19 protein-coding genes are annotated in these 18,153 nt (G+C 66.5%); 6 read left to right on the plus strand and 13 right to left on the minus strand.

Annotation, left to right across the window (positions count from 1 at the left end; all coding sequences use genetic code 11):
- Positions 1-268: 268 nt before the first annotated feature.
- The 13 genes from J3R73_RS27020 to hisB all read right to left on the minus strand — a co-directional run bounded on the left by J3R73_RS27020 (position 269) and on the right by hisB (position 11,282).
- Positions 269-1,009 carry an HAD-IIB family hydrolase gene (locus J3R73_RS27020; protein WP_307434590.1) on the minus strand — a complete coding sequence of 247 codons (741 nt, stop codon included), beginning with the start codon at positions 1,007-1,009 and terminating at the stop codon, positions 269-271.
- A 230-nt stretch (positions 1,010-1,239) separates the two neighbouring features.
- Complete coding sequence (locus tag J3R73_RS27025) at positions 1,240-1,989, minus strand: ATP-binding cassette domain-containing protein (protein WP_307434593.1); 750 nt, start codon at positions 1,987-1,989, stop codon at positions 1,240-1,242.
- The gene (locus J3R73_RS27030; RefSeq protein WP_307434594.1) at positions 1,989-2,975 is read right to left on the minus strand and encodes an ABC transporter permease; all 987 of its coding nucleotides are present in this window, start codon (positions 2,973-2,975) and stop codon (positions 1,989-1,991) included. The genes J3R73_RS27025 and J3R73_RS27030 overlap by 1 nt, the downstream gene beginning before the upstream one ends.
- 130 nt (positions 2,976-3,105) lie before the next feature.
- A complete protein-coding gene (locus J3R73_RS27035) occupies positions 3,106-4,014 on the minus strand; it encodes a substrate-binding domain-containing protein (RefSeq protein WP_370880113.1) in 909 nt (302 codons plus the stop codon).
- 356 nt (positions 4,015-4,370) lie between these two features.
- Entirely contained in the window at positions 4,371-5,600 is a 1,230-nt protein-coding gene (locus J3R73_RS27040) for an argininosuccinate synthase (protein WP_307434599.1), read from the minus strand.
- A 107-nt stretch (positions 5,601-5,707) separates the two neighbouring features.
- The gene (locus tag J3R73_RS27045; protein WP_307434603.1) at positions 5,708-6,451 is read right to left on the minus strand and encodes a phosphatase PAP2 family protein; all 744 of its coding nucleotides are present in this window, start codon (positions 6,449-6,451) and stop codon (positions 5,708-5,710) included.
- Between the two features lie 158 nt (positions 6,452-6,609).
- Positions 6,610-7,563, minus strand: coding sequence for a type I pantothenate kinase (coaA, locus tag J3R73_RS27050; protein ID WP_307434606.1), 954 nt, complete (start codon positions 7,561-7,563; stop codon positions 6,610-6,612).
- A gap of 16 nt (positions 7,564-7,579) precedes the next feature.
- The gene (locus J3R73_RS27055; RefSeq protein WP_307434609.1) at positions 7,580-7,900 is read right to left on the minus strand and encodes a phosphoribosyl-ATP diphosphatase; all 321 of its coding nucleotides are present in this window, start codon (positions 7,898-7,900) and stop codon (positions 7,580-7,582) included.
- Complete coding sequence (hisF, locus tag J3R73_RS27060) at positions 7,897-8,697, minus strand: imidazole glycerol phosphate synthase subunit HisF (RefSeq protein ID WP_307434612.1); 801 nt, start codon at positions 8,695-8,697, stop codon at positions 7,897-7,899. Before hisF ends, J3R73_RS27055 begins: the two co-directional genes overlap by 4 nt.
- Before the next feature lie 114 nt (positions 8,698-8,811).
- A complete protein-coding gene (gene hisA / locus J3R73_RS27065) occupies positions 8,812-9,552 on the minus strand; it encodes a 1-(5-phosphoribosyl)-5-[(5-phosphoribosylamino)methylideneamino]imidazole-4-carboxamide isomerase (protein WP_307434616.1) in 741 nt (246 codons plus the stop codon).
- On the minus strand, positions 9,540-10,205 hold the full coding sequence (gene hisH / locus J3R73_RS27070) for an imidazole glycerol phosphate synthase subunit HisH (protein WP_307434619.1): 666 nt from the start codon (positions 10,203-10,205) through the stop codon (positions 9,540-9,542). Before hisH ends, hisA begins: the two co-directional genes overlap by 13 nt.
- Positions 10,187-10,687: a DUF2628 domain-containing protein gene (locus J3R73_RS27075; protein ID WP_307434622.1), complete on the minus strand. Its 501-nt coding sequence runs from the start codon at positions 10,685-10,687 to the stop codon at positions 10,187-10,189. Before J3R73_RS27075 ends, hisH begins: the two co-directional genes overlap by 19 nt.
- A gap of 1 nt (position 10,688) precedes the next feature.
- Positions 10,689-11,282, minus strand: a complete 594-nt coding sequence (gene hisB / locus J3R73_RS27080) for an imidazoleglycerol-phosphate dehydratase HisB (RefSeq protein ID WP_307434625.1) — start codon at positions 11,280-11,282, stop codon at positions 10,689-10,691.
- Positions 11,283-11,539: 257 nt separating this feature from the next.
- On the opposite strand from hisB, the gene J3R73_RS27085 reads away from it, so the two are divergent.
- The 6 genes from J3R73_RS27085 (at position 11,540) to J3R73_RS27110 (ending at position 18,151) form a co-directional block, all read left to right on the plus strand.
- On the plus strand, positions 11,540-12,739 hold the full coding sequence (locus tag J3R73_RS27085; protein ID WP_307434629.1) for a serpin family protein: 1,200 nt from the start codon (positions 11,540-11,542) through the stop codon (positions 12,737-12,739).
- Between the two features lie 120 nt (positions 12,740-12,859).
- Positions 12,860-13,801, plus strand: a complete 942-nt coding sequence (gene gshB / locus J3R73_RS27090) for a glutathione synthase (RefSeq protein WP_307434632.1) — start codon at positions 12,860-12,862, stop codon at positions 13,799-13,801.
- A gap of 126 nt (positions 13,802-13,927) precedes the next feature.
- A complete protein-coding gene (locus tag J3R73_RS27095; RefSeq protein ID WP_307434635.1) occupies positions 13,928-14,263 on the plus strand; it encodes a DUF2853 family protein in 336 nt (111 codons plus the stop codon).
- Positions 14,264-14,543: 280 nt separating this feature from the next.
- Positions 14,544-16,139: an ABC transporter substrate-binding protein gene (locus tag J3R73_RS27100; RefSeq protein WP_307434638.1), complete on the plus strand. Its 1,596-nt coding sequence runs from the start codon at positions 14,544-14,546 to the stop codon at positions 16,137-16,139.
- 82 nt (positions 16,140-16,221) lie between these two features.
- Positions 16,222-17,241: an ABC transporter permease subunit gene (locus J3R73_RS27105; protein ID WP_307434643.1), complete on the plus strand. Its 1,020-nt coding sequence runs from the start codon at positions 16,222-16,224 to the stop codon at positions 17,239-17,241.
- Complete coding sequence (locus tag J3R73_RS27110; protein ID WP_307434646.1) at positions 17,231-18,151, plus strand: ABC transporter permease subunit; 921 nt, start codon at positions 17,231-17,233, stop codon at positions 18,149-18,151. Before J3R73_RS27105 ends, J3R73_RS27110 begins: the two co-directional genes overlap by 11 nt.
- Positions 18,152-18,153 lie beyond the last annotated feature (2 nt).

Consider the following 18,153-nt stretch of genomic DNA (forward strand, 5'->3'; position numbering starts at 1 on the left):
CGAATTTCCGCCGGATGGGTTCATGGTTTCTTTTTGTGATCGGTTCCCGTGGCGTGAGAAGGGCGCCGACATCGGCGCCAGCCATCGGCTCCTGTCTTGCCGGTCGCGCCGCTCACCTCTATCCTCTCCCCGCTCCGCGGGGCGAGGGGACATCGGCGTCGCGAAAATTCCGTGACGGCCGAGTCTCGCGGCAACGTCATCGGGGCTCGACGCAGTCGTCCCTTCGCCCCGCTTGCGGGGAGAAGGTGAGGAAGGGCCGCCGCCGGGTCTAGCCGAGGCAGGCGATGATGGTCTCGATGATCCGCTTCGTCTCCTCGGGATCGCGCACGCGGATCGAATCGACCCCCGCCTCCTTGGCCGCGTAGTCGTTCCCGCCGGGGAACAGGGCGTCGCCCACGAAGATCATCTCCTCGATGGCGATGCCCAGCCGGTCGCGCAGCTTGCGGATGCCGTAGCCCTTGTCGATGCCCTGGCGCGTCACGTCGATGGAGGTCGCGCCGCCCATCCGCACCGAAAAGTCCGGGATGGTCTCGTCCAGGAAGGTCTTCAGCAGCTTCCTCTTGGTGAAGTCCGGGTCCCACTTCGCCTTGGCCGCGACGGGCGCCTGCTGGCCGAGGGCCGACATGGTGATCTGGCTGCCGCGGTCCTCGATGACCTGGCCCCAGACCTGCTCGGGATGGAAGCCCCCGCGCGTGAACGCATCCTCCAGCGCATCGATGATCCGGCGCTTCTCGTCGGCTCCCAGATCCTCCGAATAAAGCGGCTTCCAGCCCGCCTCGAAATGGAAGAATTTGGTGCCGCAGGTCGGCAGGAGGGAAAGGCCCGAAAGATCCTCGGCGGGAAAATTGGACAGGAACTGCTTCTCGAATTGCGGCCAGTCTCCGCCGGAGATGATCGCCACCTTGGCGACGGCGAGGAGGTCGCGCAAAAGTCCGGCCATTTCGGCATCGACAGGGGACTTGCTTTCGGCGAGAGTGCCATCGAGGTCGAAAACAACGAGCTTCTTCATAGAGGTCCGGCGCCTTGTTCCCGGCCGGGCGATGGCCGGTCGGCGCGACCATCACATGCGACGGCGTCCGCAAACAAGGGGCGGCGGCAAAATTTAGCGTGCATTGCAGCAAAACGGGACCTTCTTCCCGGGAGCGCGGACGTCTCGTCCACCTCTCTCGGGACGTCCGTCGGGACGCGAGCCCGCGGAGAGGAAGAGCGGACAGGATGTCCGCGCTCCCGGGATATCCCTCAAGGCTCCATGCCGGTGATCACCTTCTCCACCTCTTCGACGCTCGTCTTCTTCGGATCGATGGCGTCGGCGACGACCCGGCCGCGGCGCATGACGACGATGCGGTCCACCACCTGGAAGACATGGTGGATGTTGTGGGCGATGAAGATGCAGGAATGGCCGGAATTACGGGCGTTGCGCACGAAATTGAGCACGCCCTGCGTCTCGGCGACGCCGAGATTGTTGGTGGGCTCGTCGAGGATGATGAGGTCGCTGTCGAAATACATGGCGCGGGCGATCGCCACCGCCTGACGCTCCCCGCCGGACAGCGCGCCGATCGGCGTGGTCGGCGCGATGTTCTTGGTGATGCCGACCTGGCGGAGGAGTTCGGCCGCCACCTCGTTCATCCTGGCCTGGTCCATGCGGTTGAGGAAGCGCGGTCCCTTGAGCGGCTCGCGCCCGAGGAAGAGGTTGCGGGCGATGGAGAGCTGCGGCACCAGGGCGGAATCCTGGTAGATCGTCTCGATGCCGCGGGCGATGGCGTCGGTGGTCGAGCGCATCTCCACCTTCTCGCCGCGGATGAAGATATCGCCCGAGGTGGCGGGCACCGCGCCGGAGAGGATCTTGATCAAAGTGGACTTGCCGGCGCCATTGTCGCCGAGCAGGCCGACGATCTCCTTTTCGCGGACGGTCAGCGTCACGTCCTCGATGGCGCGGATGCGGCCATAGGACTTGGCGATGTTCTGCATGCGGACGAGTTCGCCGGCCATCACGTGCCCTCCTGGTGGCGGCGTTCCAGCCATGAATGCAGCACCATCATGCCGAGGATGATGGCGCCCAGGAAGATCTTGTAGGCGAGGGCCGGCACCCCGACGAAGACGATGCCGTTGCGGATGCTGCGCAGCATGAAGATGCCGAGCACGGTGCCCGGGATCGAGCCGCGCCCGCCGGTCAGCACGGTGCCGCCGATCACCACCATGGCGATGACCTCGAGCTCGTAGCCGTCGCCGCTGTTGGGATTGGCGGCGGAGATGCGGATCGAGCTGATGATGCCGGCGAAGGAGGCGAGCACCGAACTCAGCATGAACAGGCTGACCTTGGTGCGGCTGACATTGACGCCGCGCGCCCGGGCCGCATTGGGATTGCCGCCGGAGGCCTGGATCCAGTTGCCGACCTTGGTCTGCGTCAGCACATAGCCGAGGATGATGGCGACCGCGCTGAACCAGAACAGCGACATGTAGACCCGGAAGGAACCGATATAGAAGGTGCCGACGAGGACATAGGCGAGCGGCTGGCCCTCCGCGCTCCAGGTGCGCTGCGGGAAGCCGTCGGTCACGTAGAGCGCCGTGCCGCGCACGATCAGCAGCATGCCGAGCGTGACGAGGAAGGAGGGGATCCTGAGGCGGGTGACGAAGAAGCCGTTCGCATAGCCGATCATGGCGGCGACGACGAGCGCGACGACGAGGGCCGCCCACAGCGGCAGGACGCCGGCATTGAAGAGCGTCCACATCAGGATCGGCGAAAAGCCGAAGAGCGAGCCGACCGAAAGATCGAATTCGCCCGCCGTCATCAGCATGGTCATCGCGAGGGCGATGAGCCCGAACTCGACGGTGAAGGCCAGGATGTTGCTGATATTGTCGGGGGAGAGGAAATCGCGGTTCTCGATGCCGAAGACCGCGATGACGACGATGAAGAGAACGAGGGGACCAAATTCCGGCCGGGCGACGAAGCGCTGAAGTATCGAATGTCTTTCCACGTTGTTTCCTTGCCCGGCTGCTGGCGGATGGAGACAGGATCGGCAGGACCGTCGCGGGGCGGCACCGGCCCGCCTCCCCTCCCGAGGAGGCGCCGGGCGCGCCGGCCGGCGGAAGCGCCCGGCCTTCGCATCACTTCTTGCCGCTCAGGATATCGTCATATTGCTGGGCGGTATCCTTGTCGTAGAGCGAGCCGGTGATGACGCTGAAACCGGGCCGGATGCCGGAGGCGGACATCGCCGCCATCGACAGGGCGATGTAGCTGGTCGCCTGCGGATCCTGCCACTGCGCGGCGTTGACATAGCCGTGCAGGACCTCCTGGGTGGTATCGAGGGAATCGCCCCAACCGATGACCGGGATCTCGCCCGGCTTGACGCCGACCTGGTCGAACACCCGCTTGATGCTGCCCATCGCCAGGTCGCCCATGCCGATGATCGCCTTCACCTTCTTGCGGTTGGCGGTGAGATAGTCGCTCATGCGGCTGATGATCTCGGCCTGGTCGAGCGTGGTCTCGGTCACCTCCCACTTGATGCCCGCCGGCTTGAACACGCTGGCGATGCCCTGCTCCTCCTGCACGCCATAGGTGGCGCCGGGTACCTCGACCGGCATCCACACGAAGTCGCCGGACTTCACCAGCCCCTTGTCGACCAGATATTGCGCCCAGGCGGTGCCGAACTTGACGTTGTCGCCGCCGACATAGGCGCCGAACTTGGCCTTCGGATCGGGCGTGTTGAAGTTGATGATGGGAATCTTCTTGTCGTTGGCTTCGTCCACCACCTTCACGAGGCTTCCCGGATCCGGGCTGGTGGTGACGATGCCCGCCGCGCCGGCCGCGATGGCGGAGCGGACCGCCTCCTGCTGGGCGGCGACGTCGCCATTGTGGAAGGAGGTGTTGACGGTGCTGCCGGTATCGGCCGCCCATTGCTTGGCGCCGGCCAGGAAGTAGGTCCACACCGGGTCCGCCGGCGAACCGTGCGAAATCCAGTAGAAGGTCTTCGGTGCGGCCTGAACCGCGGAGAAGGAGGCCGCCAGCGCCATCATGGCGCCCGCGAACAGCAGGACGAGTTTCCGGATCATGGGATTGCCTTGCTCGTAACCGATCATTGCCTGACCAACACCCAGGACTATCGCAACGGCAATACCGATAAGCAATCGGGATAAGTTCTCCCTCTCTAGAAAATCGCTTTTCCCTCAAATAAAATGTCAGTAATGCTGCCTCAAATACATGAGGATTTCAGATTGCATCGCAGTATATATTTATTGCACCGCACCCGAACACCTCTCCCCCCATTCCACGGTGACGATGTCGAGGCCCTTGAAGCAGAACAGCCTTCCCCGGGGGCGGGGAAGGCTGCGTTCGACGAGGAGGGGCGACGGAGCCCCGCCGGAATGCGGCGTCAGATGCCCATCTTGCGCTTGCGGCTGCCGAGCGTGCGCAGGCGCAGGGCGTTGAGCTTGATGAAGCCGGCGGCATCGCGATGGTCATAGGCGACGGCGCCTTCCTCGAAGGTGACGAGGTCCTGGCTGTAGAGCGAATAGGGGCTCTCGCGGCCGATGACATGCACGCCGCCCTTGTAGAGCTTGAGGCGGACCGACCCGGTCACCGCTTCCTGGCTCTTGTCGATCAGGGCCTGCAGCATCTCGCGCTCCGGCGAGAACCAGAAGCCGTTATAGATGATCTCCGCATATTTCGGCATCAGCTCATCCTTGAGATGGGCCGCGCCGCGGTCGAGCGTGATGCTCTCGATGCCGCGATGGGCCTGCAGCAGGATGGTGCCGCCGGGCGTCTCGTACATGCCGCGCGACTTCATGCCGACGAAGCGGTTCTCGACGAGGTCGAGCCGGCCGATGCCGTTGATGCGGCCGAGCTCGTTGAGCCGGGTGAGCAGCGTCGCCGGCGACATCCGCACGCCGTCGACGGCGACGGGATCGCCCTTCTCGAAGTCGATGCTGATCACCGTCGGCTTGTCCGGCGCATCTTCCGGGTTGACGGTGCGCGAATAGACGTAATCGGGCACCTCGACCGCCGGATCCTCGAGCACCTTGCCCTCGGAAGAGCAATGCAGGAGGTTGGCGTCGACGGAGAACGGCGCCTCGCCGCGCTTGTCCTTGGCGATGGGGATCTGGTGGTCCTCGGCGAATTTCAGCAGCTGCTCGCGCGAGCGCAGGTCCCATTCGCGCCAGGGCGCGATGATGGTGACGTCGGGCTTCAAGGCATAATAGGCAACTTCGTAGCGGACCTGATCGTTGCCCTTGCCCGTCGAGCCGTGTGAAACCGCGTCGGCGCCGAGCTTTTCGGCAATTTCGATCTGCTTCTTGGCGATCAGCGGGCGGGCGATCGAGGTGCCGAGCAGATAGAGGCCCTCATACTGGGCGTTGGCGCGGAACATCGGGAAGACGTAGTCGCGCACGAATTCCTCGCGGACGTCCTCGATGAAGATGTTCTCGGGCTTGATGCCGAGCAGCAGCGCCTTCTGGCGCGCAGGCTCCAGTTCCTCGCCCTGGCCGAGGTCGGCCGTGAAGGTCACGACCTCGCAGCCATAGGTGGTCTGCAGCCATTTGAGAATGATCGAGGTGTCGAGGCCGCCCGAATAGGCAAGCACCACCTTCTTGACAGATTGAGACATCGGGAACTCCGGGAAAATCGCGCGCGACTATAGCCGGGCTTTTCCGCAACACAAGGCGTTGCTGGAACCCTGACCGCCATGGCCGGCGAGAGACGGCGCGGCGCGCGTCAGGACCGCGAAGCCTGCATGCGCAAGCGGAAAGCGAGGGCCCGGATGTCGCCGTCGAGCACGCCGGGCCTGCCATAGCGCCAGCGGGGATCGTGGAACAGCGTCATCAGCGCCACCGCGATGAATTCGGTGAACAGCGCCGCCATGACGATGTCCGACAGGAAATGGCCGCCGAAGGCCATGCGCAGGAACGCCACGACGACCGCGAAGGCGATCGCCGCCATCAGGGCCGAGCCGGCATAGGCGGCGGGCACCAGGGCGGCGGCGGTGGCCATGGCGACGGCGCCGGAGACCTCGCCCGACACGAAGGAGCAGTTGACGTTGCAGGCGCCCGACGTGTCCCACCACGGCTTGAACTGGTTGACGCCGCCGAACTCGACGACCTGGATGGGCCGCGGGCGATGCCAATTGTCCTTGAGCACCACATTGACCAGCAGGCCGGGGCCGAGCACGAAGGTGAGCACGATCGCGGCGAGGCTCCGGGCATCGATCCGCGAGCGGTACAGCGGGTTGACGATGGGCGCGAGGAGAACCAGCAGGCAGCAGGCCGCCACGATGATCGGCATCCACAGCCCGACCTGGCGCATGACGAGCGCGGTCGCGTCGAGGCGCATGACGAAGCCGGTTCCGGTCGTGCCGAAGAGGCGGGCGGCGTCGACATCGATCCCGGGAGCAAGCCCGAACAGCAGGCCGGCGGCGATCGTCAGTGCCGCTACCAGCAGCAAGGCACGCATGCCCTTCATCACGACTTCCTTTCGGTTCACGCCCCGGGAGAGCCGGGCCCGTTCATACGCGTTCGGCGGCAGAAACATGGTCCCGGCATCCCGTGCCGGGCGGTCGAGGGATTCGCATCCCTACCGCATACCGGTGAAGGACTTGCCCGCGCAATGTTTCAGGCATTTTACAATTTGCGCAGCGAGACCTGCTCGATGCCGTGGCTTTCGCCCTTGCGCAGGATGAGATCGGCCCGCGGCCGGGTCGGCAGGATGTTCTCCACGAGGTTGGGCTGGTTGATCCGGCTCCACAGGCCATGCGCCGTCTCGAGGGCCTCGCCCTCGGTGAGGTCGGCATATTTGCGGAAGAAGGACAGCGGATTGCGGAACGCGGTTTGGCGCAGCGTCATGAAGCGCTCCACATACCAGCGGCGCAGGAGCGATTCGTCGGCGTCCAGATAGATCGAAAAGTCGAAGAAGTCCGACACGAAGGGAATGGCCTTGCCGTCGCGCGGCAGGCGCGCGGGCTGCAGCACGTTGAGGCCCTCGACGATGAGGATGTCGGGCAGGTCGACGGTGACGAACTCGCCGGGCACCACGTCATAGACGAGGTGGGAATAGACCGGAGCCGTCACCCTGCCCTGCCCCGCCTTGATGTCGGCGAGGAACTGCAGGAGGCGCTGGGTGTCGTAGCTCTCCGGAAAGCCCTTGCGCTCCATCAGGCCATGCTCACGCAGGAAGGCATTGGGAAAGAGGAAGCCGTCGGTGGTGATGAGGTCGACCTTCGGCGTGTTCGGCCAGCGCGTCAGCAACTGCCGCAGCACGCGCGCCGTCGTCGACTTGCCGACGGCGACCGAACCGGCGACGCCGATCAGATAGGGAACCTTGCCGAACTGCGTGGTCAGGAAGCTCTGCGTCGCCCGATGCAGCGCCTGCGTCGCCGCGACATAGAGGGACAGGAGGCGCGACAGCGGCAGGTAGATCTCCTCCACCTCCGCCAGGGAGACAGGGTCGTTGAGCGCCCGCAGGCGGTCGAGCTCGGCCGCCGTCAGCGTCATCGGGGTGTCGGCCCGCAGCTTGGCCCATTCGCCGCGGGAGAACACCGAATAGGGCGACACCCTGGAGTGCACGAGCTGATCCATCCTGTGCGCCCGCTCCCTATCCATGGTTCCGGCTGGCTTTTTCGGCGAGGCCGGACTGGGCCGTTCGCCGTTCGAGCTCCAGCATCACGTCATCCAGGCCGACGCCGCGCGAGCGCAGGGCGACCAGGAGATGATAGAGGACGTCGGCCGCCTCGGCGACGATCGGCGGCCTTTCGCCCTCGGCGAGGGCGATGACGAGTTCGACCGCTTCCTCGCCGAACTTCTTGGCGGCGCGCGGCGGGCCGCCCGCCAGCAGCCTGGCTGTCCATGACTGTTCGGGCGGCGCCTCGGCGCGTTCGGCCACCCGGGCCTCGAGGTCGGCGAGGGAAAATGTCATGCCGCGAGACCGCCCCTGTGCATGCCGTCCATGCGCATCGGCAGGCCCGCCGCCGCCATATGGGCCTTGGCCTGTCCGATCGAGAACGTGCCGAAATGGAAGATCGAGGCGGCCAGCACCGCGCTGGCATGGCCGTCGCGCACGCCCTCGACGAGATGGTCGAGCGTGCCGACGCCGCCGGAGGCGATCACCGGCACGCCGACGGCGTCCGCCACCGTCCGCGTCAGCCCCAGGTCGAAGCCGGCCTTGGTGCCGTCGCGGTCCATCGAGGTGAGCAGCAGTTCGCCAGCGCCGAGATCGACGACCTCGCGGGCGAAGGCGACCGCATCGATGCCGGTTTCCCGCCGCCCGCCATGGGTAAAGATCTCCCAGCGGCCGGCCTCGCCCGGCGCGGAGACCTTCTTGGCGTCGATGGCCACGACGATGCATTGCTGGCCGAATTTCTCGGCGGCCCGGGCGACGAAGTGCCGGTCGGCGACGGCGGCCGAATTGATCGAGACCTTGTCGGCGCCCGCCAGCAGCAGCTGGCGGATGTCGTCGATCGCCCGCACGCCCCCGCCCACGGTCAGGGGCATGAAGCAGGCCTCGGCGGTGCGCCGGACGACGTCGAGCAGGATGCCGCGCCCCTCATGCGTGGCGGCGATATCGAGGAAGCACAATTCGTCGGCGCCCGCCGCGTCATAGGCGCGGGCGCTTTCGACGGGATCGCCGGCGTCGCGCAGGTCGACGAAATTGACGCCCTTGACGACACGGCCGTCCTTGACGTCGAGACACGGGATGATACGCGCTTTGAGCATGGCTACCGGCCGGGGGTTAGCGGACGGGCGGCGTGGCGGGCCGTCCTGCCGAAGATCGGGCGACCATGACAGAATCGAGCCTGAAAATCACGTCATCTATCCGGGCGCGCCGCATCATGCCGCCTGCCGCAGCAGCGCCAGGGCCTCCTGCGGGTCGATCCGGCGGTCATAGAGCGCCCGCCCGGCGATCGCGCCTTCCAGGATGGCGGCGTCGGGCTCGACCAGCCGCCTGATATCGGCCATCGAAGCGAGCCCTCCGGAGGCGATCACCGGAATGCGCACCGCCTTGGCCAGAGCGAGCGTGCCGTCCCAGTCGATGCCCTGCAGCATGCCGTCGCGCGCGATGTTGGTGTAGATGATCGCCGCCACGCCGGCATCCTCGAAACGCCGGGCGATGTCCTCGGCCGTCACGGTGGAGACCTCGGCCCAGCCTTCCACCGCCACCAGCCCGTCGCGGGCGTCGAGCCCCACCGCGATGCGGCCGGGAAACGCCTTTGCCGCGGCCTTGACGAAGGCGGGATCGCGCACGGCCGCCGTGCCGATGATGACGCGGGCGATGCCGCGGTCGAGCCAGGCGGCGACCGTGCCCATGTCGCGGATGCCGCCGCCCAGCTGCACGTCCATGGTGACGCTGGCGAGGATGCGCTCCACCGCCGCGCCGTTCATCGGCTTGCCAGCGAAGGCGCCGTCGAGATCGACGACATGCAGATAGGTGAAGCCGAGCCCCTCGAAGGTGGCGGCCTGGGCGGCGGGATCGTCGTTGAAGACGGTGGCCTGCGCCATGTCGCCCTGGACGAGGCGCACGCAGCGCCCCTCCTTCAGGTCGATTGCGGGAAAAAGGATCAAGGGCGCCACCGGAGGAAATTGCCGATCAAGGCGAGGCCGAGCGCCTGGCTCTTCTCGGGATGGAACTGGGTGCCCACCATGTTGGCGCGCCCGACCATCGCCGTGATCGGGCCGCCATAATCGGCCTCGGCGATCACGCTGCCGGGATCGGAGGCGGCCAGATGGTAGGAGTGGACGAAATAGGCGTGCAGCCCGTCCGGGCCGGTCGGAATGCCCTCGAGCACCGGGTGGTTGCGCAAGACGCGCAGGGTGTTCCAGCCCATATGCGGTACCTTGAAGGCGGGATCGGCGGGCCGGATCGCCGTGACGTCGCCGCCGATCCAGCCGAGCCCCTCGGTGGTCTCGAATTCGAGGCCGCGTTCCGACATCAGCTGCATGCCGACGCAGATGCCGAGGAACGGCCGCCCGCGGACCGTCACCGCCTCGCCGAGCGCCTCGATCATGCCGTCGACTGCCGCCAGCCCGCGCTTGCAGTCGGCATAGGCGCCGACGCCCGGCAGGACGATGTGGTCGGCCCCGGCGACGAGGTCGGGGTCGGCGGTGAGGCGGATCTGCGTCGCCAGCCCGCTATCCGCGGCGGCCCGCTCGAAAGCCTTCACGGCGGAATGCAGATTGCCCGAACCATAGTCGATGATGGCGGCGATCACGTCCGTGCCCCCCATGGCTCCGGAAACAGGCCGAGCACGGCACCATGGCCGGCATCGGGGCGCGTCGGGCCGGCGGGCGAGGACGCGGCGGGAGGCGCCGGCGGCGCGGACGGCGGCGGCATACGTCCCTCGAAATGGCGGCTCTCGGCCTCGGTCAGGTCATGCCCGCAGGCGATGCCGGCCAGGCGCCATCCCTTGCGCCGCAGCGTCCAGCAGCGCAGCGCGCCGGCCTCGAGTGCGAAGAGCCAGGCGAACAGCAGCGACAGGCCGGCAGCCCACATGTCGCCCATATGCAGGGCGAAGGCGACGGCGCGCAGCACGACCTCGGCCGCCAGCCAGAACAAAAAGGCCAGCCACATGCGCTGCCACAGGAGCCAGAGCGGGGCGAAGAGGAAGGCGGGGAGGCTGAAGCCGTCCTTGACGAAGACGGAGCCGTCGGCTGCCGCCAGGGTGCCCGGCGCCGTGGCCCGGGGTTCGAAGACCGTCCAGCTCGCCATGTTATGCTCCGAGCTTGCCCTTGGTGGTCGGCAGTTCGCCGGCCATGCGCGGATCGATGGCGATGGCGGCACGCAGCGCCCGCGCCAGCGCCTTGAAGCAGCTCTCGGCGATATGGTGGGCATTGGCGCCGTAGAACGTCTCGACATGCAGGGTGATGCCGGCATTCATCGCGAAGGCCTGGAACCATTCGCGCACCAGTTCGGTGTCGAAGGTGCCGATCTTCTCGCGTGGGAACTCGACGCGGAACACCAGGAAGGGCCGGCCGGAAATGTCGACGGCGGCGCGCGACAGCGTCTCGTCCATCGGCAGCATGGCATCGGCATAGCGCATCACCCCCTTGAGGTCGCCGAGGGCCTTGCGGAGCGCCTGGCCGAGGGCGATGCCGACATCCTCCACCGTGTGGTGGTCGTCGATATGGAGATCGCCCTTGGCGCGCACGGTGATGTCGATGAGCGAATGGCGCGCAAGCTGCGCCAGCATGTGGTCGAAGAAGCCGACGCCGGTCTCGATATCGTGCCGCCCGGTGCCGTCGAGATCGACGGACACGGAGACCGAGGTTTCGTTGGTGGTGCGCTCGACGGCGGCGCTGCGCATGGAAAGGCCCTCGGACCGGATGGACGCAGCCTTATAGCGGGACGACTCCCGGCGGGGAAGCGCAAGTTTGGCGCGATTGCGACGCCCCTTCCGCCCTGCTCGCGCAGCGCCGAAGCGGCTCGGCCGATCGCAGCAGGCCCCGCCTCACCTCACCCCGCCCCGTGCAGAAGGTGCTCCATGATACAGCGCAGGCATGGCATGATGGCTATCACGGGACGGATCCGGACGTGCGGGCGTCCAGCGGGGGAGGCAAGGGCATGCGCAGGCGGTCATTGGCGATGGGAGTGGCGGCGGCCCTGATGGCCGTAACGGGATGCGCCTTCGCGCAGCAGGGCGCGCCCGCCGGGCCGGCCGCGCGCTGGTCGGAGGCTTCGGCGAGGCTGGGCTTCGACCTCCTCGGCCAGCCGGCCAAGGCCAAGGCGCCGCCCAATCCGGCCGTCTCGCCGGCGAGCCTCGCGGCGGCGCTTTCGCTGCTCGACATCGGCGCCGACGCCCCCTTCCGCCAGGCGCTGCGCACGGTGCTGCGGCTCGACGACGCCCCCTCCGACGGCCTCGCCGCCCTGCGGGGAACGCTCGCCCCCCTGCTGGCGGGCGGCGGCTCAGGACCGCTCTCCGGCGTCGGCGCCGTCTATTTCGATCCGAAATCCGAACCGCTGCCGGCGGCGATCGAGCTCCTGCGCAAGGCCGGCGCCCAGGCCGAGGTGAAGGACCTTTCCGATCCGGCCACGGTCGCGGCGATCAATGCCCTGGTCAAGGACCGCACCGGGGGCCTCATTCCCGGCATCCTCGATGCGCCGCTGACCAAAGGCGGCCTCGTCGTCCTCGACGCCCTGCATTTCAAGGACGACTGGCAGACGGCCTTCGATCCTTCCCGCACCACGCGGACGGACTTTCATCCGGCCGGCGGCCGGCCCGTCAAGGTCGCCATGATGCAAGGTCGGGAAGAAGCCCTGCCCGTGCGCCGGGAGGGCCGCTTCCTCGCCGTCGCGCTGCCCTACAGGACCAAGGACTATTCGCTCATCCTGATCACCACCACCGACGGTCCGGCGCGGCTCGCCGATTTCGCGCCCGTGGCCGGCTGGCTGTCGGGCGAGGGCTTCGCCGACAAATATGTGACGGTGGCGCTGCCGCGCTTCACCATCAGGGCCGGCGGGGATCTCCTGGCCGGGCTCGACGACAGGGGCCTGAAGCCGGCCCGGCTGTCGCCGACGGCGCTTTCGGGCTTCTCGTCCCGCCCGCAGGCCATCGACAGGATCGTCCAGAAGGTCGTCATCGCCGTCGACGAGAAGGGCACCGAGGCCGCAGCCGCGACCGCGATCACCACCACGCGCAGCATCGCCGGCCCGCCCCCGCTCGCCTTCGTCGCGGACAAGCCGTTCCTGTTCGCCCTGCACGATGCGGCGAGCGGGCAGACGCTGATCGAGGGCTATGTCGGCGACCCCTCCAAGGCGAAGTAGGAACGTCTTTCCGGCAAACCTTCTTTTTTCGGTCCCGCGCCTGACGGACGTCTGTTGCACGGCGGCCCGGGCGGCTATCTACGGGCCAGCCTTCCCGTGACGAAAGCAAGGAACCGCTCGATGAAACTGAATGTCGCCGTGCAGATGGACCCGATCGAGCGCATCAACATCAGGGGCGATTCGACCTTCGCCCTCATGCTGGAGGCGCAGGCCCGCGGCTACCCGCTGTCCGTCTACACGCCCGACACGCTCTCTCAGCGCGACGGCGTGGTCTCCGCGCTGACGAAGCCGGTCACCGTGCAGGATGTCGAGGGCGACCATGTCAAGTCCGGCGCCACCGTCCGGACCGACCTGACCAGCTTCGACGTCATCCTGCTGCGCCAGGACCCGCCCTTCGACATGGGCTATGTGTCGACGACGCATCTGCTCGACCGCGTCCATCCCAAGACGCTGGTGGTGAACGATCCCTTCCATGTCCGCAACGCGCCCGAAAAGATCTTCGTCACCGAATTTCCCGACCTGATGCCGGCGACGCTGATCACCCGCGACAAGGCCGAGATCGAGGACTTCAGGGCCGAGCACGGCGACGTGGTGATGAAGCCGCTCTACGGCAATGGCGGCGCCGCGGTGTTCAAGGTGGCGCGGGAGGATCCGAATTTCGGCTCCCTCTTCGACCTGTTCTCGACGATGTCGCGCGATCCCTGGGTGACGCAGCGCTTCCTGCCGCGCGTGGTGGAGGGCGACAAGCGCATCATCCTGATCGACGGCGTCGCCGCAGGAGCGGTGAACCGCGTGCCGCAACCCGGCGACATCCGCTCCAACATGGTGCGCGGGGGCGCCGCCAAGCCGACCGACCTCAGCCCGCGCGAGCAGGAGATCTGCGAGCGCATCGGCCCGTCCCTGCGCGAGAAAGGCCTGCTCTTCACCGGCATCGACGTCATCGACGGCCATCTCACCGAGATCAACGTGACCTCGCCGACCGGGCTCAGGGCGATCCAGCGCCTGGGCGGCCCCAATCTGGCGGTGCCGATCTGGGACGCGATCGCCGCCAAGCGGTCATAGGCGCTGCCGTTTCCCTAACGAAAGCATATTTTAAGTGGCGCGCGGTCTTGAATCGTGCGCTAATCTTCAGTGCACAGTTTCTTGTCGTGCAATCAAAACCGCTTTTATCGGGAGGCAAGAACGTCGATGACCGATCTGGCAACCTATATCGCCGACATCAAGAAATATACGTCCAATACAAACGAGGCCGCGGTCGCCGGCATCGTCCGGCATCTCGGCATTGCACTGCGCAACAGGGATTCTTCTCTCGTGGCGGGCAAGGACCCCGCCGAACTCGCCCGTCTCCGGGACGGCTTCCTCAAGAAGAAGCTTGCCCTGACGGATGACGACAAGAAGCTCGATGCCGCCATCCAGTCCGTCATCGAGAAGCTCAAGGCGGATCACACCAAATCGCGCGTGACGGTCTGCTACCTGCTCGCCGAGCATTTCAAGAAGCTCGATTTGTTCGTGAAGCCGGCCTGAGGCCGCGCATGATCCGGCGCCTGGGCGCGCCTTCGGCGGAGCCCCGCTTGCGAGCCGCGGGGCTTCCGGTTGGTCGCCTGGGCACCCCTGCAGCCTGGGGTTGCACTGCGCCGCTGCGGCGGCCGGATGCCGGCGGCTCCCGGCGCGAAAACTGCAAATAGCCGTTGCCGACATCGCTCAAAAAGGCTTCCATGGTCGGAACAGGGCGCACCACGCTCGTCCTGCGCCGGCTTCCGCCTCGATGCGGAGCATACGGCGCGGCATCACCAACGGGGACCACATGTCGAAACTTTTCAAAACGGGCCTTCTCGCCGCAGGCTTCGCCGCGCTTCTGGGTTCCACCGGCCTCAGCGCCAAGACGCTGGTCTTCTGCTCGGAAGGCAGTCCCGAGAACTTCCAGCCCGCGCTCAACACCACCAACACCACGCTCGACGCAGACCGGCCGGCCTATGACCAGCTGGTCGAATTCACCCCCGGCACCACCGACGTCGTTCCCGGTCTCGCCGAGAAATACGAGGTCTCGAAGGACGGTCTCGAGATCGTCTTCCATCTGCGCAAGGGCGTGAAATTCCATTCCTTGAAGGGCTTCAAGCCGACGCGCGACTTCAACGCCGACGACGTGCTGTTCTCGTTCAACCGGCAATGGAAGGACGACAATCCCTACCACAAGGTGTCGGGCGGCGCTTACGACTATTTCAACGACATGGACATGCCCAAGCTGTTGAAATCGATCGAGAAGGTCGACGACTACACGGTCAAGGTCACGCTGAACGAGCCGAACGCGACGATCATCCCCAACTTCGCCATGGACTTCGCATCGATCGAATCGGCCGAATATGCCGATTATCTGCTGAAGGCCGGCACGCCCGAGAAGATCGACCAGGAGCCCGTCGGCACCGGTCCGTTCCAGTTCGTGGCCTACCAGAAGGACGCGGTGCTGCGCTACAAGGCCTTCGACCAGTTCTGGGGCGGACGCCCGAAGATCGACACGCTCGTCTTCGCGATCACGCCGGATGCCGAGGCCCGCTACGCCAAGCTGCAGAAGAACGAATGCCAGATCATGGTCGGCCCGCTGCCGGCCGACCTGAAGGGAATGCAGGCCAATCCCGACCTCAATGTGATGTCGCAGCAGGGCCTCAACGACGCCTATCTGTCCTTCAACATGAAGAAGCCGCCCTTCGACAAGAAGGAGGTGCGGCAGGCCCTGGTGATGGCGATCGACAAGAAGAACATCATCGAGGACGTCTATGAGGGCACCGGCGCCTCGGCGACGACGCTGATCCCGCCCTTCATGCTGGGCTACAACGACAAGATCCCGGAATATCCCTACGATCCGGAGAAGGCCAAGCAGCTGCTCGCCTCCGCGGGCGTGAAGACGCCGCTCGACGTCGACCTGTGGTACCAGCCGGTCTACCGTCCCTACAACCCCAACGGCAAGCGCATGGGCGAGCTGATGCAGGCCGATCTCGCCAAGATCGGCGTCAACGCCCATCTCGTCACCTATGAATGGGGCGACTACCGCAAACGCCTGCAGAATGGCGAAGCCACCATCTCGCAGATGGGCTGGACCGGCGACAATGGCGACCCCGACAATTTCTTCTTCCTGTTCGACTGCGCCACGGCGCGCGACGGCGGACAGAACTACGCCCGCTGGTGCAACAAGGACTATAACGACCGCTTCCTCAAGGCCCAGCAGACCTTCGACAAGGACGAGCGCGCCAAGCTCTACCGGGAGATGCAGCAGATCACCCATGACGAGGTTCCCTATCTGAACATCGCCCATTCGGTCGTCTATGTGCCGATGCGCAAGAATCTCGTCGGCTTCAAGGTCTCGCCGCTCGGGCGCTTCGAGTTCCACCAGGTCGAGCTGAAGTAAGCAGCCTCGCCGGGGGCGGCGCGGCTCTCGAGCCCGCCGCTCTCCCGTTTCGCCTGCCCCGTTGCAAGCTTCGCGAGCGCCCATGCTGACCTATGCGCTCAAGCGCATCGCCCAGACCGTCCCGACCTTCATCGCCCTGGTGGCCCTGACCTTCTTCGCGCTCCGCCTCGTTCCCGGCGACCCGGTCGAGGTGCGCGTCGGCGAGCACGGCATCTCGCCGGAACGGCTCGCCGAGTTCCGCCACCAGCTCGGGCTCGACCTGCCCGTCTGGCAGCAATTCCTGCATTATCTCTGGCAGATCCTGCATGGAGACTTCGGGATTTCGGTCGTCAGCCAGCAATCCGTGCTGAGCGAGTTCTTCGCCCGCTTCCCGGCGACCATCGAATTGTCGGCGGTGTCGCTGGTCCTGGCCGTCGGCCTCGGCGTCCCCCTCGGCATCGTCGCCGCCCTGTCGCGCGGCACCTTCGTCGACTACACGGTGACGGCGCTCGCCGTGATCGGCAATTCCATGCCGATCTTCTGGTGGGGCATCCTCCTGGTGCTGCTGGTGTCGCTGAAGCTCGACCTCACGCCGGTGGACGGACGCATCGACAACGTCGCCTATTATTTCGATCCCGACCAGACCACCGGCTTCATGCTGTGGGACAGCTTCTGGTCCGACCAGGACGGCGCCTTCCTGTCGGCGCTCTCCCATCTCATCCTGCCCTCGATCGTGCTCGGCACCATTCCGCTCGCGGTGATCATGCGCATCACCCGGTCGGCGATGCTCGAAGTGCTGGGCGAGGATTATGTGCGCACGGCGCGGGCCAAGGGGCTTTCGCCGCTGCGCGTCGTCGGCCTGCACGCCCTGCGCAACGCCCTCATCCCGGTGGTCACCGCCATCGGGCTGATGGTCGGCACGCTGATCGCCGGCGCGGTGCAGACCGAGACGGTGTTCTCATGGCCCGGCATCGGCAAATGGCTGATCGATTCCTTCAACCGGCGCGACTATCCCGCCCTGCAGGGCGGCGTTCTGATCATCTCCATCCTCGTCACGCTGGTGAACCTGTCGGTCGACCTGCTCTACGGCATCATCAACCCGAGGATCAGCCATGGCCGCTGACACTGGAACGGCCGCCGAGGCCGGCCCTGCCCCCTCGGCGGCGCCCCCCACTTTGCTGGCGGAGACCTGGGACGGGCTGAAGCAGAACCGCGGCGCCGTCGGCGGCCTCGTCGTGCTCGTCCTCATCGTCCTTACCGCCGTCTTCGCCGATTTCCTGGCCCCACACAGCCCGATCGCCGGCAATGACGGCCACGAATTGCTGCCGCCCGCCTGGATCGCCGGCGGCGACTGGCGCTTTCCGCTCGGCACCGACGCCTCGAACGGGCGCGACATGCTCTCGCGCATCCTCTACGGCGCGCGCTACTCGCTCGGCATCGGCCTGTCCGTGATGCTGGTCTCGGTGCTGCTCGGCGTGGTGCTCGGCCTGGTCGCCGCCTTCCGCGGCGGCATCGTCGACATCGTGCTGATGCGGACGATGGACCTGATCATGTCGATCCCCGACCTGGTGCTCGCCATGGTGATCGTCGCCATCCTGCAGCCGAGCCTCACCAACACCATCGTGGCGGTGACCGTCGTCTTCCTGCCGCGCTATGTGCGCATCGTCCGGGCGACGGCCCTCGCCGAATTGTCGAAGGACTATGTCACGGCGGCGCGGGTGGTCGGCGTCGGCACGCTGCGCCTGATGTTCGTCACCGTGCTGCCCAACTGCCTCGCCCCCCTGATCGTGCAGGCGACGCTCGGCGTGTCCGACGCCATCCTGGAGGCGGCGGCGCTCGGCTTCCTCGGCATGGGCGCCCAGCCGCCCTCGCCGGAATGGGGCGCCATGCTGGCCGATGCGCGCCAGCAATTGCAGAGCGCGCCGTGGATCGCCACCATGCCGGGCCTCGCCATCCTCGTCACCGTCGTCGCCATCAACCTGTTCGGCGACGGCCTGCGGGACGCGCTCGACCCCAAGCTGAAGCGAGGCTGAGC

Origin of the sequence: Labrys monachus (genome assembly GCF_030814655.1) — a bacterium.
Taxonomy (GTDB): domain Bacteria; phylum Pseudomonadota; class Alphaproteobacteria; order Rhizobiales; family Labraceae; genus Labrys; species Labrys monacha.

What these genes read in the sequence shown, in the direction of transcription:
- J3R73_RS27020 (WP_307434590.1), bottom strand. Translation starts at nt 1,009, where the DNA reads ATGAAGAAGCTCGTTGTTTTCGACCTCGATGGCACTCTCGCCGAAAGC.
- J3R73_RS27025 (WP_307434593.1), bottom strand. Translation starts at nt 1,989, where the DNA reads ATGGCCGGCGAACTCGTCCGCATGCAGAACATCGCCAAGTCCTATGGC.
- J3R73_RS27035 (WP_370880113.1), bottom strand. Translation starts at nt 4,014, where the DNA reads ATGATGGCGCTGGCGGCCTCCTTCTCCGCGGTTCAGGCCGCACCGAAG.
- J3R73_RS27040 (WP_307434599.1), bottom strand. Translation starts at nt 5,600, where the DNA reads ATGTCTCAATCTGTCAAGAAGGTGGTGCTTGCCTATTCGGGCGGCCTC.
- J3R73_RS27045 (WP_307434603.1), bottom strand. Translation starts at nt 6,451, where the DNA reads ATGAAGGGCATGCGTGCCTTGCTGCTGGTAGCGGCACTGACGATCGCC.
- coaA (WP_307434606.1), bottom strand. Translation starts at nt 7,563, where the DNA reads ATGGATCAGCTCGTGCACTCCAGGGTGTCGCCCTATTCGGTGTTCTCC.
- J3R73_RS27055 (WP_307434609.1), bottom strand. Translation starts at nt 7,900, where the DNA reads ATGACATTTTCCCTCGCCGACCTCGAGGCCCGGGTGGCCGAACGCGCC.
- hisF (WP_307434612.1), bottom strand. Translation starts at nt 8,697, where the DNA reads ATGCTCAAAGCGCGTATCATCCCGTGTCTCGACGTCAAGGACGGCCGT.
- hisH (WP_307434619.1), bottom strand. Translation starts at nt 10,205, where the DNA reads ATGGGGGGCACGGACGTGATCGCCGCCATCATCGACTATGGTTCGGGC.
- J3R73_RS27075 (WP_307434622.1), bottom strand. Translation starts at nt 10,687, where the DNA reads ATGGCGAGCTGGACGGTCTTCGAACCCCGGGCCACGGCGCCGGGCACC.
- hisB (WP_307434625.1), bottom strand. Translation starts at nt 11,282, where the DNA reads ATGCGCAGCGCCGCCGTCGAGCGCACCACCAACGAAACCTCGGTCTCC.
- J3R73_RS27085 (WP_307434629.1), top strand. Translation starts at nt 11,540, where the DNA reads ATGCGCAGGCGGTCATTGGCGATGGGAGTGGCGGCGGCCCTGATGGCC.
- gshB (WP_307434632.1), top strand. Translation starts at nt 12,860, where the DNA reads ATGAAACTGAATGTCGCCGTGCAGATGGACCCGATCGAGCGCATCAAC.
- J3R73_RS27095 (WP_307434635.1), top strand. Translation starts at nt 13,928, where the DNA reads ATGACCGATCTGGCAACCTATATCGCCGACATCAAGAAATATACGTCC.
- J3R73_RS27100 (WP_307434638.1), top strand. Translation starts at nt 14,544, where the DNA reads ATGTCGAAACTTTTCAAAACGGGCCTTCTCGCCGCAGGCTTCGCCGCG.
- J3R73_RS27105 (WP_307434643.1), top strand. Translation starts at nt 16,222, where the DNA reads ATGCTGACCTATGCGCTCAAGCGCATCGCCCAGACCGTCCCGACCTTC.
- J3R73_RS27110 (WP_307434646.1), top strand. Translation starts at nt 17,231, where the DNA reads ATGGCCGCTGACACTGGAACGGCCGCCGAGGCCGGCCCTGCCCCCTCG.